Origin of the sequence: Roseococcus sp. SYP-B2431, from assembly GCF_004336745.1 — a bacterium.
In the GTDB taxonomy this organism is placed as follows: domain Bacteria; phylum Pseudomonadota; class Alphaproteobacteria; order Acetobacterales; family Acetobacteraceae; genus Roseococcus.
In genome coordinates this window covers 1257975-1278641 of sequence record NZ_SJXD01000011.1, presented here as the reverse complement: position 1 = coordinate 1278641, position 20667 = coordinate 1257975, and the positions used below count along the sequence as shown (strand labels likewise).

21 protein-coding genes are annotated in these 20667 nt (G+C 71.8%); 14 read left to right on the top strand and 7 right to left on the bottom strand.

What is annotated here, in order from left to right; all coding sequences use genetic code 11:
* Position 1: 1 nt before the first annotated feature.
* Genes truA through def form a run of 3 tightly spaced genes read right to left on the bottom strand, consistent with a single transcriptional unit; the run spans position 2 to position 2259 of the window.
* On the bottom strand, positions 2-763 hold the full coding sequence (gene truA / locus EJV46_RS07440; protein WP_131547910.1) for a tRNA pseudouridine(38-40) synthase TruA: 762 nt from the start codon (positions 761-763) through the stop codon (positions 2-4).
* Between the two features lie 52 nt (positions 764-815).
* Positions 816-1724: a methionyl-tRNA formyltransferase gene (fmt, locus tag EJV46_RS07435; protein ID WP_131548074.1), complete on the bottom strand. Its 909-nt coding sequence runs from the start codon at positions 1722-1724 to the stop codon at positions 816-818.
* 4 nt (positions 1725-1728) lie between these two features.
* Positions 1729-2259 (bottom strand): peptide deformylase, encoded by a 531-nt coding sequence (gene def, locus EJV46_RS07430; RefSeq protein ID WP_131547909.1) that lies wholly within the window; start codon positions 2257-2259, stop codon positions 1729-1731.
* Positions 2260-2386: 127 nt separating this feature from the next.
* On the opposite strand from def, the gene EJV46_RS07425 reads away from it, so the two are divergent.
* From EJV46_RS07425 to EJV46_RS07365, 13 genes are all read left to right on the top strand, one after another.
* Positions 2387-2851, top strand: coding sequence for an Hsp20 family protein (locus tag EJV46_RS07425; protein ID WP_131547908.1), 465 nt, complete (start codon positions 2387-2389; stop codon positions 2849-2851).
* 11 nt (positions 2852-2862) lie between these two features.
* Positions 2863-3105 (top strand): hypothetical protein, encoded by a 243-nt coding sequence (locus EJV46_RS07420; RefSeq protein ID WP_131547907.1) that lies wholly within the window; start codon positions 2863-2865, stop codon positions 3103-3105.
* A gap of 442 nt (positions 3106-3547) precedes the next feature.
* Positions 3548-5125, top strand: a complete 1578-nt coding sequence (locus EJV46_RS07415) for an ABC transporter substrate-binding protein (protein WP_131547906.1) — start codon at positions 3548-3550, stop codon at positions 5123-5125.
* Positions 5126-5625: 500 nt separating this feature from the next.
* Positions 5626-5979 (top strand): hypothetical protein, encoded by a 354-nt coding sequence (locus tag EJV46_RS22705; protein ID WP_165585390.1) that lies wholly within the window; start codon positions 5626-5628, stop codon positions 5977-5979.
* A gap of 19 nt (positions 5980-5998) precedes the next feature.
* Positions 5999-6748, top strand: coding sequence for a DUF4410 domain-containing protein (locus EJV46_RS07405; protein WP_131547904.1), 750 nt, complete (start codon positions 5999-6001; stop codon positions 6746-6748).
* Between the two features lie 61 nt (positions 6749-6809).
* Positions 6810-9425: a hypothetical protein gene (locus tag EJV46_RS07400; RefSeq protein WP_131547903.1), complete on the top strand. Its 2616-nt coding sequence runs from the start codon at positions 6810-6812 to the stop codon at positions 9423-9425.
* Between the two features lie 168 nt (positions 9426-9593).
* Positions 9594-10760, top strand: a complete 1167-nt coding sequence (locus EJV46_RS07395) for a flagellar motor protein MotA (protein WP_131547902.1) — start codon at positions 9594-9596, stop codon at positions 10758-10760.
* Entirely contained in the window at positions 10753-12690 is a 1938-nt protein-coding gene (locus tag EJV46_RS07390) for a peptidoglycan -binding protein (RefSeq protein WP_131547901.1), read from the top strand. The genes EJV46_RS07395 and EJV46_RS07390 overlap by 8 nt, the downstream gene beginning before the upstream one ends.
* Entirely contained in the window at positions 12687-13319 is a 633-nt protein-coding gene (upp, locus tag EJV46_RS07385; protein ID WP_131547900.1) for a uracil phosphoribosyltransferase, read from the top strand. The genes EJV46_RS07390 and upp overlap by 4 nt, the downstream gene beginning before the upstream one ends.
* Positions 13316-13831 (top strand): GNAT family N-acetyltransferase, encoded by a 516-nt coding sequence (locus tag EJV46_RS07380; RefSeq protein ID WP_206020727.1) that lies wholly within the window; start codon positions 13316-13318, stop codon positions 13829-13831. The genes upp and EJV46_RS07380 overlap by 4 nt, the downstream gene beginning before the upstream one ends.
* Positions 13832-13840: 9 nt before the next feature.
* Positions 13841-14866 carry an LLM class flavin-dependent oxidoreductase gene (locus EJV46_RS07375; RefSeq protein ID WP_131547899.1) on the top strand — a complete coding sequence of 342 codons (1026 nt, stop codon included), beginning with the start codon at positions 13841-13843 and terminating at the stop codon, positions 14864-14866.
* Entirely contained in the window at positions 14857-15717 is an 861-nt protein-coding gene (locus EJV46_RS07370; RefSeq protein WP_131547898.1) for a hypothetical protein, read from the top strand. The genes EJV46_RS07375 and EJV46_RS07370 overlap by 10 nt, the downstream gene beginning before the upstream one ends.
* Before the next feature lie 86 nt (positions 15718-15803).
* Positions 15804-16829 carry a YeiH family protein gene (locus tag EJV46_RS07365; RefSeq protein WP_131547897.1) on the top strand — a complete coding sequence of 342 codons (1026 nt, stop codon included), beginning with the start codon at positions 15804-15806 and terminating at the stop codon, positions 16827-16829.
* A 58-nt stretch (positions 16830-16887) separates the two neighbouring features.
* Here EJV46_RS07365 and EJV46_RS07360 read toward each other — a convergent pair whose 3' ends face one another.
* From EJV46_RS07360 to EJV46_RS07345, 4 genes are all read right to left on the bottom strand, one after another.
* A complete protein-coding gene (locus tag EJV46_RS07360) occupies positions 16888-18066 on the bottom strand; it encodes a multidrug effflux MFS transporter (protein WP_131547896.1) in 1179 nt (392 codons plus the stop codon).
* The gene (locus EJV46_RS07355) at positions 18063-18497 is read right to left on the bottom strand and encodes a MarR family winged helix-turn-helix transcriptional regulator (protein WP_131547895.1); all 435 of its coding nucleotides are present in this window, start codon (positions 18495-18497) and stop codon (positions 18063-18065) included. The genes EJV46_RS07360 and EJV46_RS07355 overlap by 4 nt, the downstream gene beginning before the upstream one ends.
* 84 nt (positions 18498-18581) lie before the next feature.
* On the bottom strand, positions 18582-19430 hold the full coding sequence (gene pdxY / locus EJV46_RS07350) for a pyridoxal kinase PdxY (RefSeq protein ID WP_131547894.1): 849 nt from the start codon (positions 19428-19430) through the stop codon (positions 18582-18584).
* Between the two features lie 79 nt (positions 19431-19509).
* Positions 19510-19746, bottom strand: a complete 237-nt coding sequence (locus EJV46_RS07345) for a hypothetical protein (RefSeq protein WP_131547893.1) — start codon at positions 19744-19746, stop codon at positions 19510-19512.
* A 244-nt stretch (positions 19747-19990) separates the two neighbouring features.
* On the opposite strand from EJV46_RS07345, the gene EJV46_RS07340 reads away from it, so the two are divergent.
* A complete protein-coding gene (locus EJV46_RS07340; RefSeq protein WP_165585389.1) occupies positions 19991-20608 on the top strand; it encodes a GGDEF domain-containing protein in 618 nt (205 codons plus the stop codon).
* Positions 20609-20667: the final 59 nt, after the last annotated feature.

The window sequence follows — 20667 nt, the reverse complement described above, 5'->3', positions numbered from 1 at the left end:
TTCAGCGCCAGTCCAGCGGTTCGGGAAAATCGACCCTTAGGAAGCAGAGGCCCTGCGGCGGCGCGGTCTGTCCGGCGAGGCGGCGGTCCTGCCCGTCCAGAACCTCGCGCGGCCAACGGACGGGCCGGCGTCCCAGCCCGACCTCGTAGAGCGTGCCCACGAGGTTGCGCACCTGATGGTGCAGGAAGCTGCGCGCGCTGGCGAGGACGTGGATTTCCTCGCCGGTCCGGATCACGTCCAGCCGGTCGAGGGTGCGCAGCGGCGAATCCGCCTGGCAGGACGCCGCGCGATAGGCGGAGAAGTCGTGCTTGCCCAGCAGCCCCTGCGCGGCCGCATGCATGGCCTCCGTATCGAGCGGCAGCGGGACATGCCAGACGCGTCCCTCCTCCAGCGCCGGCTTGGCCCTCCGCGCGAGGATCCGGTAGCGGTAATGGCGCTGGACGGCCGAGAAGCGCGGCGACCAGCCCTCCGGCGCGAAGGCCGCCGCGCGGATGGCGATGCGATGCGGCCTGACGTGGAAGTCCAGCGCGGCCCGCATGCGATCGGGCGGGAGCCCGGCGGACAATTCCAGCTGCACGACCTGGCCTTCGGCATGCACGCCGGAATCCGTGCGGCCCGAGGCGGTGGCGAGAGGCACGACGCCACCATTCAGCGCGGAAGCGGCCTCCTCGATCGCCTGCTGGACCGAGGGGCCGCTTGCCTGCCGCTGCCAGCCAAAGAAGGCCGTGCCGTCATATTCGACGAGGAGAGCGTAGCTCGGCATCAGGCGAGCTCCGCCAAGGGTTGGCGTGGCGGCTCATTGGCGCGGCTCGGCATCAGCCGAGCCGCGTGCCGGTGGGGAGCGGAAAGCCGCGCAGGAGGGCGTGGGCATCCATCGCGCCGCGGCCGGGGCGCTGGAGCCGGGTGAGGCGCAGCGCGCCCTCGCCACAGGCGACGGTCAGCGCCGGGCCCGGCAGCACCTCGCCTGGCGCGCCCGCGCCGGCGGCGGGCTCGGCCGCGAGCACGCGCAGCACCTCGCCTCGATGCGGGAAATACGCGCCCGGCCAGGGGTTCATCGCCCGCACCCGCGCATCCAGGGCTGCCGCCGGCTTCCTCCAGTCGAGCAGCCCATCCGCCTTGGTGAGCTTGGGCGCGTAGGTGGCGCCTTCGTCGGGCTGCGGGATGGCCGGCGGATCCTCGTCCAGCGCGCGCAGGATCAGCCCGGCGCCCATGGCGGACAGCGCATCGTGCAGCTCCGGCGTGGTGCTGCGCGGGCCGAGCGGCACGGTGCCCTTCAGCAGCATCGGGCCCGTGTCGAGCCCTTCTTCCATCCGCATGATGGTGACGCCGCTTTCGGCATCGCCATGCAGGATGGCGGCGTGGATCGGCGCGGCCCCGCGCCAGCGCGGCAGCAGGGAGGCGTGGATGTTGAGGCAGCCGCGCCGCGGGGCGTCGAGCATGGGCCTGGGCAGGATCAGCCCATAGGCCGCCACCACCGCGACATCGAGGTCTAGCGCGGCGAAGGCCTCGTGCTCCGCCGTGTCGCGCCGCACCCGCGCCGGCGTCCGCACCGGCAGTCCGAGCGCCAGGGCCGCGCGATGGACGGGGCAGGGGGTCTCCTGCTGCCCGCGCCCGGCGGGCTTGGGCGGCTGGGTGTAGACGGCGCGGATGTCGTGGCCGGCCGCGTGCAGCGCATGCAGGGCGGGCACGGCGAAATCCGGGCTGCCCATGAAGGCGAGGCGCAGCGGCCTAATCGTCACGCGTCTTGGCCTTCAGCTCCTTGGCCAGCTTCCGCAGCAGCATGTTGCGCTTCAGCGCCGAGAGATGGTCGACGAAGAGGACGCCGTTCAGATGGTCGATCTCATGCTGCAGGCAGACGCCGAGCAGCCCTTCCGCCTCCATCTCGCGTTTGGAGCCGTCCAGCTCCTGCCAGCGCAGCTTGATCCGCGCCGGCCGCTCCACATCCGCATACTGCCCGGGCAGCGAGAGGCAGCCTTCCTCGCGGATCGCCATCTCCTTGGTCGCCGCCGTGATCTCCGGGTTCACCAGGATCATCGGCGCCGGCGGCTCCTCCTTGCCGGCCACGTCCAGAACGATCAGCCGGAGATTCGAACCGACCTGCGGCGCCGCCAGGCCGATCCCCGGCGCGGCATACATCGTGGCGAGCATGCGGGGGGCCAGCGCGCGGACCGCGTCCTCGTCGCCGGGCGCGATCAGCCGGGCCTTCTGACGCAGCCGCGTGTCGGGAACCAGCAGGATGGGAAGTTTTTCGTCGTTCATGATGCCGGGGGAGGTAGCGCCGCGTCCCGAGGCTTGCAACGTCGCGCTCGACGGGCCAAGTCTAGCCGCGCCGCTTGCCGCCTATTCCAGGGGCCTTCGGAAATGCTCGCTCCTGTCAGGAGGCTCAATGTCGCGTTCCTCGGTGTTCGGTTCGCCGCTGTTCCTCGGCTTCGACCATCTCGAGCAGATGCTCGACCGCGTCCAGAAGAACGCCGACGGCTATCCGCCCTACAATATCGAGCAGACGGGCGAGGCGCGCCTGCGCATCACGCTCGCCGTCGCCGGATTCTCCATGGACGACCTGGCGATCACGCAGGAGGACAACCAGCTCGTCATCCGCGGCCGCCAGCGCGACGACAGCGAGGGCCGGGTGTTCATCCATCGCGGCATCGCGGCGCGGCAGTTCCAGCGGGCCTTCGTGCTGGCCGAGGGCATCGAGGTGGAGGGCGCCTTCCTGGACAACGGGCTGCTCCACATCGACCTCCAGCGCCCCATGCCCGAGGTGAAGGTGCGCTCCATCCCGATCGGCCGGCAGGGGGCCGGTCCGACGCGTCCCGTGGTGCGCCAGCGCGTGCGCGACGAGGACGTCTAGGAGGCCGTGGAGTGAAGCCCTCCAGCCTCTGGACGCTCGGCGTCTGCCTCGTCGTGCTGGGACTGGGCGCGCACTGGTTCGGCTGGGATGCCCTGCTCTGGTTTCCCCGGGCGGTGCTGGACTGGCTGAGCTGGGGACCCGCCGCCCTCATCGAGGCCATCGAGGACTCGCCCGGCACGATCGGCCTGATCGCGCTCGGGGTCGTGCTGATGGTCGTGGCGAAGATCGCGATGCGGCAAAAGGGCCGCAGCTGAGGCCGCAGGGATCGGGGCGTCTCAGGCTCTGCTTCGCGGTGACGTGGGCCGCCAGGCCCATCTTCCCGCCGGCGATGCCGGCCGCTACTCCAACCCGGACATGGACTCGCTGACGGCGCGTGCCTCGGTGGTCATGGACGATGCCCGGCGCGAGGCGATGTGGCGCGAGGCGGTGGCGATGGTCGCCGACGACGTGCCGACCATCCAGCTCTTCCAGCTCAACAACGCCTGGGCGCTGCGCCCCGGCCTCGCGCATGGACGAGCGGACCGTCGCGATGGGGGTGCGGCCCGCGCCCTGACCCGGAGACCCCGATCGGCGAAGACCGCTTCGGATGGACGGCCTGAAGGAGCTCTTCCAGAGGTCCGCCGGAGGCCGGTACGCAGCCGGTTGGGCACAGGCCCCGGCTCTGTTAGAGTCCCTGCACGGACAAAGGGGATGGACATGATCAAGCGACGCGCCCTGGCGCTGGCGGCTCTCCTGCCGCCGGCCGCCGCGATGGCCCAAGGGCAGGACCGCACCCTCACCATCGGGGCCGGTGCGCCGGTCACCACCATCGATCCGCATTTCCACAATGTCGGGCCGAACAACGCGCTGGTCATGCACATCTTCGACCGGCTCGTGGAGCGCGACGGCCATGCGCGCCCCCATCCGAGCCTGGCCACGAGCTGGCGTCCGGTCTCCGACACCGAGTGGGAGTTCAAGCTGCGCGAGGGCGTCACCTGGCATGACGGCAAGCCCTTCACGGCCGACGACGTGGTCTTCACCTTCTCGCGCGTGCCGAACGTGCCCAACAGCCCGGGCGGCTTCGGTGGCTTCCTGCGCGCGATCTCGCGCACCGAGGTGAAGGACGCGCACACGCTGCGCCTCCACACCCGCCAGCCGCATCCGCTGCTGCCGCTCGACCTGGCCTCGGTCGCCATCATCTCGCGCCATGCGGGCGAGGGCATGGCCACCGAGGACTACAACAGCGGCCGCGCCGCCATCGGCACGGGTCCCTATCGCCTCGTCTCCTACCGCTCCGGCGACCGGGTGGAGCTGCAGCGCAACGACACCTACTGGGGCGAGCGCGAGCCCTGGGCGCGGGTGAACTACCGCATGATCCTGAACGACGCCGGCCGCACCGCGGCCCTGCTGGCCGGCGACGTCGACCTGATCGAGCAGATTCCCACCAGCGACCTCGCCCGCCTGCGCCGCGAGCCGCGGCTGCTGGTCACCGAGATCGCCAGCCTGCGCACCGTCTACATGGCGCCCGACTATTCGCGCGATGGCGGGACCCCGCTGATCACCGACAATGCCGGCGCGCCGCTGCCGGTGAATCCCTTCAAGGACGTGCGCGTGCGCCGGGCCCTCTCCATGGCGATCAACCGCGACGCGCTGGTCGAGCGCGTGATGGAGGGCGCCTCCGTCGCGACCGCGCAATGGCTGCCCGAGGGCGCCTTCGGCTACAATGCCGACGTCCGGCCGCAGGGCTTCGATCCCGAGGGCGCCAGGCGCCTGCTCGCCGAAGCCGGCTATCCGGAGGGCTTCCGCCTGACGGTCCACACGCCCAACGACCGCTGGCCCAACGACGCGCGCCTCACCCAGGCGGTGGCGCAGATGTGGACGCGCATCGGCGTGCGCGTGCAGGTCGAGGCTTCGCCCTGGACGGCCTTCGTCCCGCGCCGCGCCCGGGTGGAGTATGCGATGCAGATCGGGGCCTGGGGCAGTTCCACCGGCGAGGCCTCGAACTACCTGGCCAATGTCGTCGCCACGCATGACCGCCAGCGGCTGACGGGGGCGAACAACAACGCGCGCTATTCCAACGCCGAGTTCGACCAGCTGACCGCCCGTGCCTCGGCGACCATGGACGACACGGCGCGCAACGAGCTCTGGCAGCAGATCACGGCGCGCTATGCCGAGGAGATGCCGATGATCCAGCTGGTGCAGCTCACCAACACCTGGGCGCTGCGGCGAGGGCTCCGGCACGAGCCGCGGATGGACGAGCGGACGGTGGCGATGGGCGTGAGGCCGGAGCGCTGATTCGAATCACGAGGGCGGAGGCCCGCGATCGAGATCCCCGTCGGGGAGCGCGAGGGTCGGGGTTTTCCTTTACCGACAGTAGATCGAATCCATCGAGGTCGGGCGACGAGGATTCAAGTGCCTTCGTCAGCCCTGTTGCTGTCTCGCGTGGTCATGACCTGGTCAGCGTTGGGTTTGCCTGATGTCGGATCGGTGGGTGGCGCTGCCGGCGGAGCTAGAATTGTGAAATTCCTTGGGAGGAAGATCACAGAATTCGCACGATTTCGGATCTGGAGCTCGTTTACTCATTTTATGTACCATCCCGATCATAAAGACACACATTTTTACGCCGTGATTTCGTTATATTAGAGAAATTTCGGATAAGATAATTTCTTGTTATTGAATGGTATGTAGAATATTTGGTGGAAAGCTCCACATCTCTTCAAGTACATATCCTGCCAACGAAGAGTGGGGGATCAGTGGCGCGATGCGGTGTCAACCTGCGGGGGCGATGCCCGCGATTGGCGGCGCGCTGCATCCTTTCGCTGTCGCCGCCCGGATGGTTCAAGGGTGGCCCTGATTTCGTCGAGCCTTCCGCAACCATGGACCGCGCATGGCCGGCCGACCGGCGCCTCGCGACGCGTAATGCGGTCGCGGATGCGGGCTGGTGGCCCAGCTTCGGCGACGCGCTGATCGATTGGGCCTCGCGGGAGAACCTGTCGCTGCAGCGGGCCGGCGTGCGCGTGCTGCGGCCGCGCGCCTCGATCAACCTCGCGGTGCTCTTCGTGCCGTCCTTCTTCACGGTGCTCCAGGGCATCGAGCAACGCCTGCGTCGACGCCGAACCCGAGCGGCATCGGGAGCCGCCCGGCCATGAACAGGAGAGGACAACAAGGATGACCCCCTACGACTGGCCGCGCCGCGGCCTGATCATCGCGGCCTCCGGCCCGCTCCTGCTGGCCGCCTGCGCCCGCGAGCAGACGGTGGAGGAGCATCGCTACCGCGGCCCGCCCCTGCCACGGCCGCAGCGCATCTTCGTCCCCGATCTCGGCCTGCTCGCCGGCGACGTGAAGCTCGACGACGGCGTGCGGGCCAGGCTGATGCGGGAGATCTCCTCCGAGCCGGTCGGCGAACAGCGGCTCGCCGCCGGCCGGGAAGCGGCCGGCAACGTCACGCAGGAGATCGTCGCGCGGCTCGCCAGCTTCGGCCTGCCGGCCGAACGCACCACCAGGCCGGTGCCGGGACTTCCCGTTCCGAACGTGGTGGTGGAGGGGCACGTCCTCTCGGTCGATCAGGGCAACCGGACGCGGCGCACCATCGTCGGCTTCGGCGCGGGGCAGAGCCAGGTCGTCGTCGAGATCCAGGTCTATTTCCGCGACGTCACCGGATCTCCGCGCCTGATCGACCAGTTCGAATCCGCCGCGGAAAGCCCGCGCACGCCCGGCGCGGCCGCCACCATGGGCGCGGGCGCCGCGGCGGGCCGGGCCGCCGAGGCCGCGGCGAGCAGCGGCATCATGCGGGGGGTGAGCGAGGCACGCTCGGCCGATACCGGCGCGGAGGGCCGGCGCGTCGGCGATGCGCTCGCCCTCCGCCTCGGGCGACTCTTCGCCCAGCTCGGCTGGGTTTCACCATCGGCGGTGGGTTGAGTCGGGAGGAGCGGAGGCGAGGGCATCACGCTCCGGAGGCAGCCAGGGCAAGGAGGACACCATGAAGCACGATGCGGGGGTCGCCACTCGGCGACGGATTCTTCTCGCCGGCGCTGCCGTCGTCGCGGCGCCGTGGCCGGTCGTCGCGCAGCAGGCCACTTCGGCGGCCGCGGCGCCGGGGCCGTGGCCGCATGTGACGAACGTGCAGGGCGCGACGGTCACGATCCATCAGCCGCAGGTCATCTCCTGGCCCGGCCAGACGGTGCTGAACGCCCGCGCGGCGGTGGGCATCGAGCGTCCCGGGCAGCCGCGCCCGTTCCTCGGGACCTTCGAGATCACGGCGGACACGCGGGCCGACCTGCAGACGCGCATGGTGAGCCTGACGAATCTGCGCCTCGTCTCGTCGCGCTTCCCGTCGCTCGACACGAACCAGGCCGCCCAGATGGAGCAGCGCCTCCGCGCCGCGCTGGCCTCCGTCACGCTGCGCCCGGTGCCGCTCGACACGCTGCTCCTCGCGCTGCGCGAGGGCGCACCGCCCGCCGACAATGCGGGCATCGCCAATGATCCGCCGCGCATCTTCCACAGCGAGCGCCCCGCAAGCCTCGTCGTCTTCGACGGCACGCCGGTGCTCGTGCCCGTGGCGAACACCGGGCTCTCGGTCGCGGTCAACACCAACTGGGACGTCTTCGTCGACACGGCCGGCAACGCCGGCTGGTTCCTGCTGAACGACGGCGCCTGGCTCTTGGCGCCTGCGGCCCAGGGTCCCTGGGCCCCGGCGGGCGCGCTGCCCGCCGGCTTCGCCCGCCTGCCGGAGGGCGACGACTTCGCCGCCGCGCGCGCCGCGCGGCCGGGCCGCAGCCCCACGGCCGGGCAGATGCCGGCCATCTTCGTCTCGCTCACGCCGGCCGAGATCATCATCACGGAAGGTCCACCGGCCTTCGCGCCGGTGCCGGGCACGGCGCTCCAGCACGCCGCGAATTGCCGCGCTCCGCTGTTTCGCAGCACGGCGGACGGAAGGATCTACGTGCTGTTCTCGGGCCGCTGGTTTTCCGCTGCGGCGCTCGACGGCCCCTGGGCCTTCGCCACGCCGAACCTGCCGGCGGACTTCGCGCTGATCCCGCCGGAGAGCCCGGTGGGCAGCGTGCTCTCCTCGGTGCCGGGCACCTCGGAGGCACAGGAGGCCGTGCTCCAGGCACAGATTCCGCGCCAGGCGACGCTGAGCCGCAGCGCAACGCAGCTCACCGTCACCTATGCCGGCGCGCCGCGCTTCGCGCCGGTCCCCGGCACCAGCATCGCCTACGCCGTGAACACCACCTACGAGGTGCTGCGCATCGGCAGCCGCTTCTATTGTTGCCACAACGGCGCCTGGTTCGTGGCGGCCGCGCCGACCGGGCCCTGGGCGCTGGCGGATTCGGTGCCCCCGGAGGTGCAGCGGATTCCACCGAGCAGCCCCCTGCACAACGTCAGCTACGTGAAGGTCTATGCCGCGACGGCCGCGGCCGTCACCTTCGGTTATCTGGCCGGCTACACGGCGGGCTACGTGTCCAATGGCGTCGTGGTCTATGGCACGGGCTACTATTATCCGCCCGTGGTGCTGCCGGGGCCGGTGCCGGTCTACATGCCCTATCCCTGCACCTATGCCGGATCTGTCTGGTACAATCCGGCCAATGGCGCCTGGGCGCGCGGCGGCGCGGTCTATGGCCCCTATGGCGGCGCGCGCGGCGGCACGGCCTACAATCCGGCGACGGGGGCCTATGCCACGGGCGGCTCGGTCTATGGACCCTATGGCGGGGCCGGAGCCTTCTCGGCCTACAACCCGAGCACGGGCGGCTATGCCCGCGGCAGCGCGGTCTGGGGCCCCGGCGGCGGCACGGCGGAAGGCAACTGGTACAACCCGCGAACCGGCGTCGCCGGCAGCACCACGCAGAACTCCAACCCCTACGCCCGCTGGGGTTCGAGTACGTTCAGCGGGCCCGGCCAGACCGTAAACACCGTCAGCGGCTCCGATGCGCGCGGCTCGGTCGGCGGCTTCTCGTCCAGCACGGGGGCCGCGGGGGTGGGCGCGCGCGGCGTGGACGGCAACCAGGGTGGCGTGGTGCGCGGCTCCGGCGGGAATGTCTATGCGGGCGCCGACGGCAATGCCTATCGCCACACGGATGACGGCTGGTCGAAGTGGAACGACGGCTCCTGGCAGCCGGTCACCCCGCCGCAGCGCGGCGGCGGACAGAACACTCCCGGAGGCGCCCAGCAGCAGCAGCAGCGTGGCGGCGGGCAGGGCGATCTCGGAGGGGCGCAGCAGCAACCGCTGCAGCGGGGGGCTGGACAGAATGCGCGCGGCAGGGCGCCGCAGCAGGGCTCGTCGTCCATGTCGCAGCGCGAGAACGAGACCTGGAACCGGCTCGGCCAGGATCAGGCCGCGCGCGGTTTCGGCGAGGAGCGGCAGCGCTTCTACGGGGCGAGTGGGGAGGGCGGCGCCGGCCGCGGCCTCGAGGGCGCGCGGTGCCGGCGAATACCAGCGTCCCTTCGCCGAGCATGGATTCCAGGGCGGTGGAGGCGGTCGCGGCTTCGGCGGAGGGGGGTTCAGGCGATGAACGGGCGATGTCGCGCCGCAGGGGTGATGGATGGGGCTGCCCGCATCAGCGCCCGGTTGACGGCGCGGACGGCCTCAACGGCCTGACGGCAGGCGCTGGAGAACTGCGCTTTGTGGCGCACCAGGCAGGCGAAGGCCGGTTGCCCGCCCGGGGGCAGGTCGGAACAATGCCGGATGTCGTCCATGCGGCAGCCCGGCCGGCCCGCCGAACCCCCTCACTGGCGCCACCCTCCCGGCCTGGGTAGTGTCCCGTGCATGACGAAGCCGACTGCCTTCCTCTCCCGCATGCTGGCCTTCCTGGCGATCGTCGGGGTCGTCGTCGCGCTGCTCTACCCCTCGCTGCACCATGCCTTCGAGGCCAACCCGATCCTCAATGGCTTCATCCTCTTCGTGCTCGCCTTGGGCGTCATCTGGAATATCCGCCAGGTGCTGCTGTTGCGCCCCGAGGTGGATTGGCTGGAAGCCTTCCGCAACCCGCGCCAGGGCGATCCGGCGCGCCCCACGCCACGCCTCCTCGGCCCGATGGCGAGCATGCTGGCCGCGCGGCGCACGGATCGCTTCACCCTTTCCACCGCGGCCATGCGGTCGCTGCTGGACGGCATCTCCTCGCGGCTGGACGAGACGCGCGAGCTCTCGCGCTACATGACCGGGCTGCTGATCTTCCTCGGCCTGCTCGGCACCTTCTGGGGGCTGCTGCTGACCATCGGCGCGGTCGCCGAGGTGATCGGTGGCATGTCGGTGGGCTCGGGCGACGTGAACGCGCTGTTCAACCAACTCAAGGCCGGGCTGGCCGAGCCGCTGCGCGGCATGGGCGTGGCCTTCTCGTCGTCGATGCTGGGCCTTGCCGGCGCGCTGGTGCTGGGCTTCCTCGACCTCACCGCCGGCCAGGCGCAGAACCGCTTCTATACCGAGCTGGAGGACTGGCTGGCCAGCCAGACGCGGCTCTCCTCCGGGGCGCTCGGCAGCGAGTCCGAGGGCGGCTCCATGCCGGTCTTCGTCCATGCCCTGCTGGAGCAGACGGCCGAGAACCTCGAGCAGCTCCAGGCCATCATGGCCCGCGGCGAGGAGGCGCGGGGCACCACCGCCACCGCCGTCGCGCAGCTCGCCGAGCAGCTGTCGCTCCTGGGCGACCAGATGCGCGGGACGCAGCAGATGATCGCCCGCATGGCCGAGCAGCAGGCGCAGCTCACGCCCGTGCTGACGCAGCTGGCCGCCCATCAGGGCCAGAGCGCGATCGACGACGCGGCGCGCGGGCATCTGCGCAACACCGAGCTGCTGCTCGCCCGGCTGCTGGAGGAGGTGGCCTCGGGCCGCGCGCAGTCCACGCAGGAGCTGCGCAGCGAGATCCGCGTGCTGACGCGCACCATCATGGCCATCTCCGGCGGTGCGCAGCAGATCCCGGGCGGGAATCCGGGTGGCTAGGCGCCGCGCGCGCGTCACGGGGTTCGATCCCTGGCCGGGCTATGTCGATGCCCTGTCCACGCTGCTCATGGTCATCATCTTCGTGCTGCTGGTCTTCGTGCTGGCGCAGGGTTTTCTCTCGACCGCCCTTTCCAACCGGGACCGCGCGCTCGACCGGCTGAACGCGCAGGTGGCCGAGCTGGCCGAGCTGCTGTCGCTGGAGCGCGGGCAATCGGCCGAGCTGCGCCAGCTCCTGACCCGCGCCGCCGACGACCTGCGCGGCGCCGCCGGCTCGCGCGATGGCCTCGCCGAACAGCTCCGCGTGCTTCAGGCCGAGCGGGACGGGCTGGCCGGCGATGCCGCGACCCTGCGGGGCGAGCGCGACCGGCTGATCGCGCGCCTCGCCGACCTCGAAGCCGTGCGTGGCGCCACGGCGCAGCAGCTCACCCGGGCGGAGTCGCAGCTGGCGGAAGCCCTGGGCCGCGCCGAATCCGCGACCGGCGACGCGGCGCGCACGGTGCAGCGGCTGAACGAGCAGGCCCGTACGGCGGGCACCGAGCGCGCGGCGAACGAGCAGCTGCTGGCCGAGGCCAACCGCGGCCTCGCCGCGGCCCAGGCCGCCCGCATGGCGGGTGAGCGCAGCCTCGCCGAGGCGAACCAGGCGCTGACCGCCGAGCGCGCCACGCGGGCCGGCCTGGAGCAAAGGCTTGCCGAGGCGCAGCGCGCGCTGTCCGGCGAGCAGGCCGCCCGTGCCCATGCCGAACGCGCGCTGGCCGAGGCGCAGCGCGGCCTGGCTGCCGAGCGGACGGCCCGCGGCGGCGCGGAGCAGCGGCTGGCAGAGGCGTCGCGGAATCTCGCCGAGGCCACCCGCAGCCTCACGGCCGAGCGCACGGCCCGCGCCGCGGCCGAGCAGCGCCTCGCCGCCGAGCAGACGGCACGGGGCAACGCCGATCGACAGGTCCGCGAGACGGCCGGCGCGCTGGAAACTGCGCGCCAGGAATTGGCCACGCTGCGCCGTCAGGCGACGGAGCAGGCTGCCCGCGCCGCCGAGCTGGAGCGCCGCATCGCCGCGCTCCAGTCCGAGGCGGAGGCGCTGAACCGGACGGTCACCGCCGATCGGGCGACCATCGAGGCGCGGCTCGCCGATCTCGCACGGCTTCAGCAGGACATCGCCCGTCTCAATGCGCTTCGCGAGCAGGCCGAGCGCGCTGCCCAGGCCGCCGCCCAGGCACAGGCCGCCGCCCAGTCGCAGGCCGCCGCGGAGGCGCAACGCCGCCAGGGCGCCGAGGGCACGGCCGCCGAGCAGCAGCGCCTCTCCCAGGCCGCGCGGGCCCAGGTCGCGCTGCTGACGCAGCAGCTCGCGGAGCTGCGCGGCCAGATCAACCGCCTGGCCAATGCCCTCGACGCCTCCGAGGCCAAGGACCGCGAGAACGAGGCGCAGGTGGTGAACCTGCGCTCGCAGCTCAATGCCGCGCTCGCCAGCCGCGTCGAGGAGCTGCAGCGCTACCGCAGCGAGTTCTTCGGCCGGCTCCGCGAGGTGCTGGGCGACCGGCCGGAACTGCGCATCGTGGGCGACCGCTTCATCTTCCAGTCCGAGGTGCTCTTCCCGCCGGCCTCGGCCGAGCTGTCGGCCGCGGGCCAGCAGCAGATCCGGCAGCTCTCGCGCGTCCTCTTCGACATCGCCTCGCGCATCCCGCCGGAGATTCCCTGGCTGCTGCGCGTGGACGGCCATGCCGACCGCTCGCCCATCCGCAGCAACCGCTACGCCACCAACTGGGAGCTCTCCGCCGCCCGGGCCATCGCGGTCGCGAATCTACTGATCGAGGCCGGGCTGCCGGCCAACCGCGTCGCCGCCGCCGCCTTCGGCGAGCACCAGCCGATCGACCCCGCCGACACGCCCGAGGCCTATGCCCGCAACCGCCGAATCGAATTGCGACTGACCGACCGATGAGCACGCCCTTCCGCATCCCCGACCACGCGCTGCTGCGCGCCAAGCTCACCCGCATCCGGCGGCGCGAGACGGACAGCGTCACCTTCCGCCGCATCCTGGCCGAGATCGGCGCCATCCTGACGAGCGAGGCCCTGCGCGACCTCGGCGAGGTGGAGGCCGGCATCGAGACGCCGGTCGGCCCCATGCGCGCGCCCGTGCTGTCCGCTCCCGAGCCCTGCCTCGTCGCGATCCTGCGCGCGGGGCTTGGCCTGCTGGAGGGGGCGCGCATCGTGCTGCCCGAGGCTCCGGTCGGCCATCTCGGCCTGGTGCGCGACGAGCACACGCTGCAGCCGACGGAATACGTGGTGCGCCTGCCGCGCGACCTCGCCGATCGCGGTGCCTTGGTGCTGGACCCGATGCTGGCCACCGGCGGATCGGCGATCCAGGCGATCCACCGGGTGAAGCAGAGCGGCGCGACCTCCGTGCGCTTCGCCTGCGTGGTGGCTGCCCCGGAAGGCGTCGCCGCCTTCCGGGCCGTGCATCCGGACGTGCCGATCACGGCCGCCGCGCTGGACGAAAGGCTCAACGAGCGCGGCTACATCGTTCCGGGCCTCGGCGACGCCGGCGACCGGTGCTTCGGGACCGAATGATCCCCGTCCTGCGCACCCGACGGCTGGTCCTGCGCGGCTTCATCGAGGCCGACCTGGACGATTTCGCGGCGATGCAGGCCGATCCGGAATTCATGCGCCATCTCGGCGTCGGCGAGAGCGCGGGAAAGCCGCGCACGCGCAGCGAGACCTGGACCTCCATGGCCACGCAGCTGGGCCAGTGGGCCCTGCGCGGCCGCGGCTTCTGGGCCCTCGAACATGAGGGCCGCTTCATCGGCCGCGCCGGCATCCTGCACCCCGAGGGCTGGCCCATGCCGGAGCTGGCCTATGGCATCGCGCCGGCCGAATGGGGCAGGGGGCTGGCCTTCGAGGCGGCCTCGGCCGTCCTGGGCTGGGCACAGGCGAACCTGTCGGAGCCGGTGGTGAGCTTCGTCCATCCGGGGAACCTTCGCTCGCAACGCCTCGCGCAGCGTCTCGGCGCGGAGCAGGACGGCATGATCGGGCTGATGGGCGTCCAGGCCCAGCTCTGGAGGTATCCGGCCTCCCGGGAGTAGGCTCTGCCCATGCCCCTCGCACTCTCGATCCTGGACCAGTCCACCATCGTCTCCGGCCGGGACGCCGCGCAGGCGATCCAGGAGACGCTGGAGGTCGCGCGCCTCGCCGACCGCCTCGGCTATGCCCGCTACTGGCTGGCCGAGCACCACAACAGCCGCAGCCATGCGGGCTCGGCGCCCGAGATCGTCATCTCCGCGATCGGCGCTACCACGCGCCGCATCCGCGTGGGCAGCGCGGGGATCATGCTGCCGCACTACTCCTCCCTGAAGGTCGCCGAGCAGTTCCGGGCGCTGGAGGCGGTGGCGCCCGGCCGCATCGATCTGGGCCTCGGCCGTGCCCCGGGCAGCGACGGGCGCACCGCCTATGCGCTGAACCCCAATGCCGGCACGGCCGCCGACAACTTCCCCTCCGCCGTGCGCGACCTGCTCGGCTGGCTCGGCGACGGGCTGCCCGAGCAGCACCCCTTCCGCGAGGTGCGCGCCAGCCCCGAGGTGCCGACCTTCCCGGAGGTCTGGATCCTCGGCAGCAGCGACTACGGCGCGCAGGTCGCGGCCTTCTTCGGGCTGCCCTATTGCTTCGCCCACTTCATCACGGACGGGCAGGGCTGCGCCGAGGCGCTGACCCTATACCGCGAGACCTTCCGCGAGATGCGGGGGCAGAAGGCGCATGCGGCCATCGGTATCTATGCGCTGGCCGCCGACACCGAGGCGGAGGCCGAGCGGCTTTTCGCCTCGCGCGCGCTGTGGCGGCTGCACCGCGACCGCGGCAACTACCCGCCCCTGCCGACGGCCGAGGAGGCCGCCGCCTATCCCTATACGGAGGCCGACCAGGTGAAGATCGCCCGCATGCGCGCGCGGGCCGTGATCGGCACGGGCGCGCAGGTGCATGCGCGCATCGCGGCCCTGGCCGAGGAACTCGACGTGCAGGAGGTCGCGGTCCTTACGCCCTGCCACGATCGGGAGGCGCGACGGCGCAGCGTCACGCTGATCGCCGAGGCCTTCGGGCTGACCGGGGCGCTGGCCGCATGCGCCTGACCCTACGGATCGCCGTGGCGCTGCTGGCCCTCGGGCTCGGCACCGCGCGGGCGCAGGAAGGGCCGGTCGTTATCTCCTCGCGCGACGGCTCGACGCGGCCGCTCGATGCGCGCCCCACCGAGCGCTCCGTGGCAAGTTTCGCCGACGTGATCCGCGCCCTCTATCCGGATCTCGACGCAGCCGGCCGCGCCGCCCGATTCGCCGGCGCGCGCGCGGTGCCGGATGCGGTGGCGGGCGGGGACAGCCCGGCCGGCCCGGCCGAGATCGACCTCGCCGGCGGCGGGGCCGCCAGCTTCTCCGTGATCTCCGAGGGCGAGCGCGACCATGTGGCGATGCTGGTGGCCGGCGTGCTCGTGCTGGCGCAGGTCGCGCCGGAATTCCGCGCGACCGACGGGCTGCTGGTGCAGACCGATCCAGGCGGCTCGCCCTCGATCGCGCAGATGCTGCTGCTGGGCGAGGCGCGGCCCGCTGCCGTGGTGCTCAACGGCCACCACAACAGCCATGAGAACTTTTCCCGGCATCTCATCGCCACGGCCGTCGAGGGCCGGCTGCAGCAGGTTTTCCAGGGGCCGCTGCTCTACTCCGTTCAGGCCAACGAGCGCGGCTGCGAGCCTCGCCGTCTCGATCAGCGGATGCTGCCGATCGCGTTGCGCGAGGCCCGGCGCGACGGCTTCGCCGAGCTGTCGATGACGGTGCGCGAGGCGCGGATCTGCACGCAGCGCGGCCGTGCGCGGACCCTGAACTCGGTGGTTCACCACGCCCGTCTCCGGTGGGACCCGGCCCAGTCGCGCTACCTGGGCGGGCTCGACGCGCTGGAGCGCCGGAATCGCCGCATGATGGGCGAGCCCTGAGGCCCGTCCCACGCGGCACGGCGGCTTGACGCTCGGCCCGCCCGGGTGGACGGTCCTGGCAACAATCGAGGCAGTTTTCGACTCCCATGGCAGCACCCAGCAGCGCCTCCGCCGCGTCGCAATCCTTCCCTGACCGCGCGCGCAGCCTGGCTCCCGGCCTCGCGCTGAGCCTCGCCATCGCCGCGGTCGCGATCGTCGTCCGCAACATGACCGGCCTGGCCGCGCTGAACCCGGTTGTCGTGGCGCTGGTGCTGGGCGTGGGGATCGGCGCCGTGATCGGGCGGCCGGCGGTGGTGAAGCCGGGAATCGCCTTCGCGGTGCGGCCGCTGCTGCGCTTCGCGATCGTGCTGCTCGGCCTGCAGGTAACGCTGGGGATGCTGGCGCAGCTCGGCCTCGGCGCGCTGGTGCTGGCGGTGCTGGTGGTGGGGCTCACGCTGCCCTTCACCATCTGGCTCGGGAAGCTGCTGGGCGTGGACGAGAAGCTGTCGGTGCTGATCGGCACCGGCACCTCGATCTGCGGCGCCTCGGCAATCGTCGCAGCCAACCAGGTGGTGCGCGGCGAGGACGAGGACGTGACCTACTCGCTGGCCGTCATCACCCTCTGCGGCACGGCCTCGCTGATCCTCTTCCCCTATCTCGGCGATCTCATGGGCATGACGGGGCGGGCCTACGGGCTCTGGGCCGGCGCCTCGATCCACGAGGTGGTGCAGGCCGTGGGCGCGGCGGCGGCAGGCGGGCCGGACGCCTCGCAGAGCGGCACGGTCATGAAGCTCGCCCGCGTCTTCCTGCTGGCGCCGGCCGTGGTGGCGCTGGGCTGGTGGGTGGCGAAGCGCCACCATGGCGAGGCCGGTCACGCCAAGGCGCCGGTGCCCTGGTTCGCCTTCGGCTTCCTGGCGCTGGTCGTGATCGGCAGCACCGGCCTCGTGCCGAAGGAGGCGGTGGACGCCTCGCGCTTCCTGGTGCCGGTGATGCTGGCCGCCTCGGTGGCGGCGCTCGGCCTGCAGACCGATCTGCGGGCGCTGCACCGCCGCGGCGCGGCGCCGCTGCTGCTGGGGATCGCGAGCACCTTCTTCATCGCGCTGCTGGCGCTGGCGGGCGTCGCGGTGATCTGAGCGTGAGGGCTCGCGCGGCCTTCGGCTGAGAAGCCGCGCCCGCGGCCCCCGCGCCGCTTCAGGACGGAGGCCGCGCCAGCCGCTGCCAGCGCAGCGCCATCCAGAAGCAGCCCTGCGCGACCACACCCGCCATCGCCAGCACCAGCGCGGCCGACAGCATCGGATCGGACCCGAGCCCGGCCAGCGCCGCGCAGGTCGCGCCGACGCCCATCTGGATCGCGCCGTACAATCCCGAGGCCGAGCCGATCACCTGCGGGTTCACGCTCAGCGCCTGGGCCATGGCGGTCGGCGACGCGAAGCCCAGGCCGATGGCGAAGGCGAACATGCAGGCCATCACCAGCACCACGCTGACGTTCCCCGTCAGCGTGGCGGCGAGCAGGACCAGCATCGCCACCGCGCTCGCGAGGTTGCCGCGGACCATCAGCTTGATCATGGAGACGCGCCCCAGCATCCGGCTCACCAGCGCGCTGCCGAGCCACATGCCGAAGACCAGCAGCGCCAGGTAGAGGCCCGTCTCGTGCGGCGGGCGATGGAACTGCTGCGTGAAGATGAAGGGCGCCGCGGCGATGAAGGCGAAGACCGCCGTCGTGGCGCAGCCGCCGCCGACCGCATAGCCGAGGAAGGCCGGCGAGCGGGCCAGCTGCAGGCAATGACGCAGGAAGGCCCGGCCGTCGCCGGAATCGGCGGGGCGCGTCTCGGGCAGCAGGCGCCAGGCCAGGAGCAGGCTCACGACGCCGAAGCCGCTCATCAGCAGCAGGATGGAGCGCCAGCCGGTGGTCTCCGCGAGCGCCGTGCCGAGGAGCGGCGCGATCGCCGGGCCCACCGTGATCATCAGATTCATCGTCGCGAGCCGTTTCGCGGTCTCCGCCGTGGCCGAGATGTCGCGCACGATGGTCCGCCCGAGCACCAGCCCCGCGCAGCCGCCCAGCGCCTGGAAGAGCCGCGCGGCGATCAGCGTCGCCGCTCCGGTGGCGAAGGCGGCGGCGAGGCCTGAGACGGCGTAGATCACCAGGCCCACCATCAGCACGGGGCGGCGGCCGAAGCGGTCGGAGGCCGGGCCGTAGATCAGCTGCCCGAAGGCGAGGCCGTAGATGTAGAGGCTGATCGTCATCTGCATCGTGCCGATGCTGGCGCCGAGATCCTCCGCCGCGCGCGGCAGGGCCGGCACGAAGATGTGCATGGCCAGCGTGCCGCTGAAGGTGAAGAGCGCGAGCAGCCAGAGCGGGACCTTCGTCACGCGTTGCGGGCCGCCGTCTCGATGGCCTGGAAGACGCGCAGCGCGGCCGCGATCTCCGCGTCGCTCACCTCGCGCAGGACCTTCTCGCGGAGCTGCCTCAGCACGCGCTCGATGCGCTGGACCAGGCGGCGCCCCTCGGGGGTGAGCCAGAGCGTCTTGGCGCGGCGGTCGTCCGGATCGTCGCGGCGCTCCAGCAGCCCGGCGGCTTCCAGCTGGTCCAGCAGCCGGACGAGGGAGGGGCCTTCGATGCCGACATGGGCGGCGAGCGTCACCTGGCGCACGCCGCCGCCGAGGCGGCCGAGATGGATCAGGGGGCTGGCCTGGGCGTCGGAGATGTCATGCGCGGCGAGGGCGTCCTGCGCGAGCCGGCGCCACTGGCGGCCGGCCTGGAGCAGGGAGGCGGTGACGCGGATCCTGTCGGTCGGTGGCATGCCTATCATTAGCATGCAATCAATGAGTCGGGGACGCAAGAAGCTGAGGTTCCCGCGGGGGGCCGGGGGCGCTGCCCCTCGATCTCAGCAGGGCTGCGCTTCGAAGACGCTCGTCGGGCTCACGAATTCCTCCTGCGCCTGGACGGTGAGAATCTCGCGCGACTTTGCCTCCCAGGTCCGCCGCAGCAGCCCGAAGACGGAGGAGCAGGCTTTCGAGAGGGCCGCCGCCGGGTGGCCGGATTGCAGGCGGTGGAAGAGGAACAGCGCCGCGATGGCGTCGCCCGCGCCGTTGATGGAGATGGGCAGCTTCGGCGTGGTCACCCGGTGGAACCGCCCGCCCTCTGCGGCGAGCATGCCGATGCTGCCCGCCGGCATGTCGGGCAGCGAGAGGCTCGTCAGCAGCACGCAGCGCGGGCCCAGCTTCTGGAGCGCGGTCACGGCCTTCTTCGCGTCGTCGAGCGTCACCACCTGGATCCCGGTCAGGAATTCCAGCTCGAAGCGGTTGGGGGTGGCGATGTCGGCGAGTGGCAGCGCGCGGTCGCGGAAGAACTCGGGAATGCCGGGGCGGACATAGATGCCGCGGTCGTCGTCGCCCAGCACCGGGTCGCAGCACCAGAGCGCGGCGGGGTTCGCGGCCTTCACCTGCGTTACCGCGTCCAGGATGGCCTCGCCGGTTTCCGCGTCGCCCATATAGCCCGTGAGCACCGCGTCGCAGCGCGGCAGCGCGCCGCGCTCGGCAATGCCCTGGACGCAGTCGCGCACCAGCTGCGCGCCGAAGACCTGACCGCGCCAGGCGCCGTATCCCGTATGATTGCTGAACTGCACGGTGTTCACGGCCCAGACCTCGGCGCCGAGCCGCTGGAGCGGAAACATCGCCGAGGCATTGCCGACATGCCCGTAGGCAACCCAGGACTGAATCGAGAGGATGTTCATCGCCGGCCCAGGATGGCGGCCGCTCGCGCCTAGCGCCAGCCTGCGGCGCGCTGTCAGGCTCCCGGAAAGTCCAGGGAGATCATAAGATGTTCCGAAGGATGCTGGCCCCCGCCGGCACGCCGGCGGCCATCGTCGCGCGCTGAGCTAGGAAGGCTGCCGCTTCGCCGACGGCAACCGCGAGCGCTCGCGCATCCTTGACCAGGGCGGCGTGCCGATGGACCTTTCGCCGGCGCAGTTCCGGGAATTCGTGCAGGCGGAGATCGCCAGCCGGGGCCAGGTGATCCGCGCGGGCAATATCCGGGCGGAGCAGTACCATCTTTCTCGCGGATCTTCTTTTTCTCGGCGCGCGTCTCGCGACCGGGGCGCTGTGTCTCGTGGCCATCTGGATGTCCCTGGCGCAGGTGCGGCGCTACCCGGGGCAGCGCGACCGTCGGCTGCGCCTGCGGATCGGGGCCGGCCTCATGGCCGTGATCGGACTGCTCTGCATCGCCGTGGGACTCGACGAGGCCTTCCGGCGCTCCGGCCTCCCCATTTCACCGTTGACCTGGATGTCGGTCTTCGTGGACGCGCTGGTGCCGGGCTTCTACATCTTCGCCTTGAGCTCCCTCAGGTCGCGCGACGAGCTGGAGCGGTTGCTCGCGGCCGCGGCCGAGCAGGATCCATTGACCGGGCTGCCCAACAGGGCCGGCTTCAAGGCGCGGGCTGCCGCATCGCTCGATGCCTGCCGGCGTTCCGGCCAGCCAGCCACGATCGCCATGCTCGACATCGATCGCTTCAAGACGATCAACGATGGCTGGGGCCACGGTGCCGGCGACGAGGTGCTTCGCGGCGTCGCGCAGGCGGCGCGCGACAGCGTGAGGGCCACCGACGTCTTCGCGCGGTTCGGTGGCGAGGAATTCATCCTGCTGATGGTTGATGTCGGCCCCGAGGATGCGCTGCCGCTGGTGGAGCGGATTCGCGCGGCGATGACGCGGGCCGTGCCGCATCCGGGCGCTCCGGAGCATCGCGTCACCATCTCCGCCGGACTTGCGGCGATCGAGGGGCATGACGTCCCGGCGATCGAGCTGGCGGCGAAGGCGGCCGATGGCGGGCTCTACCTGGCGAAGGAGGCGGGTCGCAATCGCGCGATCGTCGTATCCAGAGAGCGGGAGACATCGGTTCTGCCGGAGCGGGCGTAGAAGCCCGTTCGTCGTTGCGGCGCACCGGTTCGCGGCGCCGGGGCGCCTGACGATGCGGG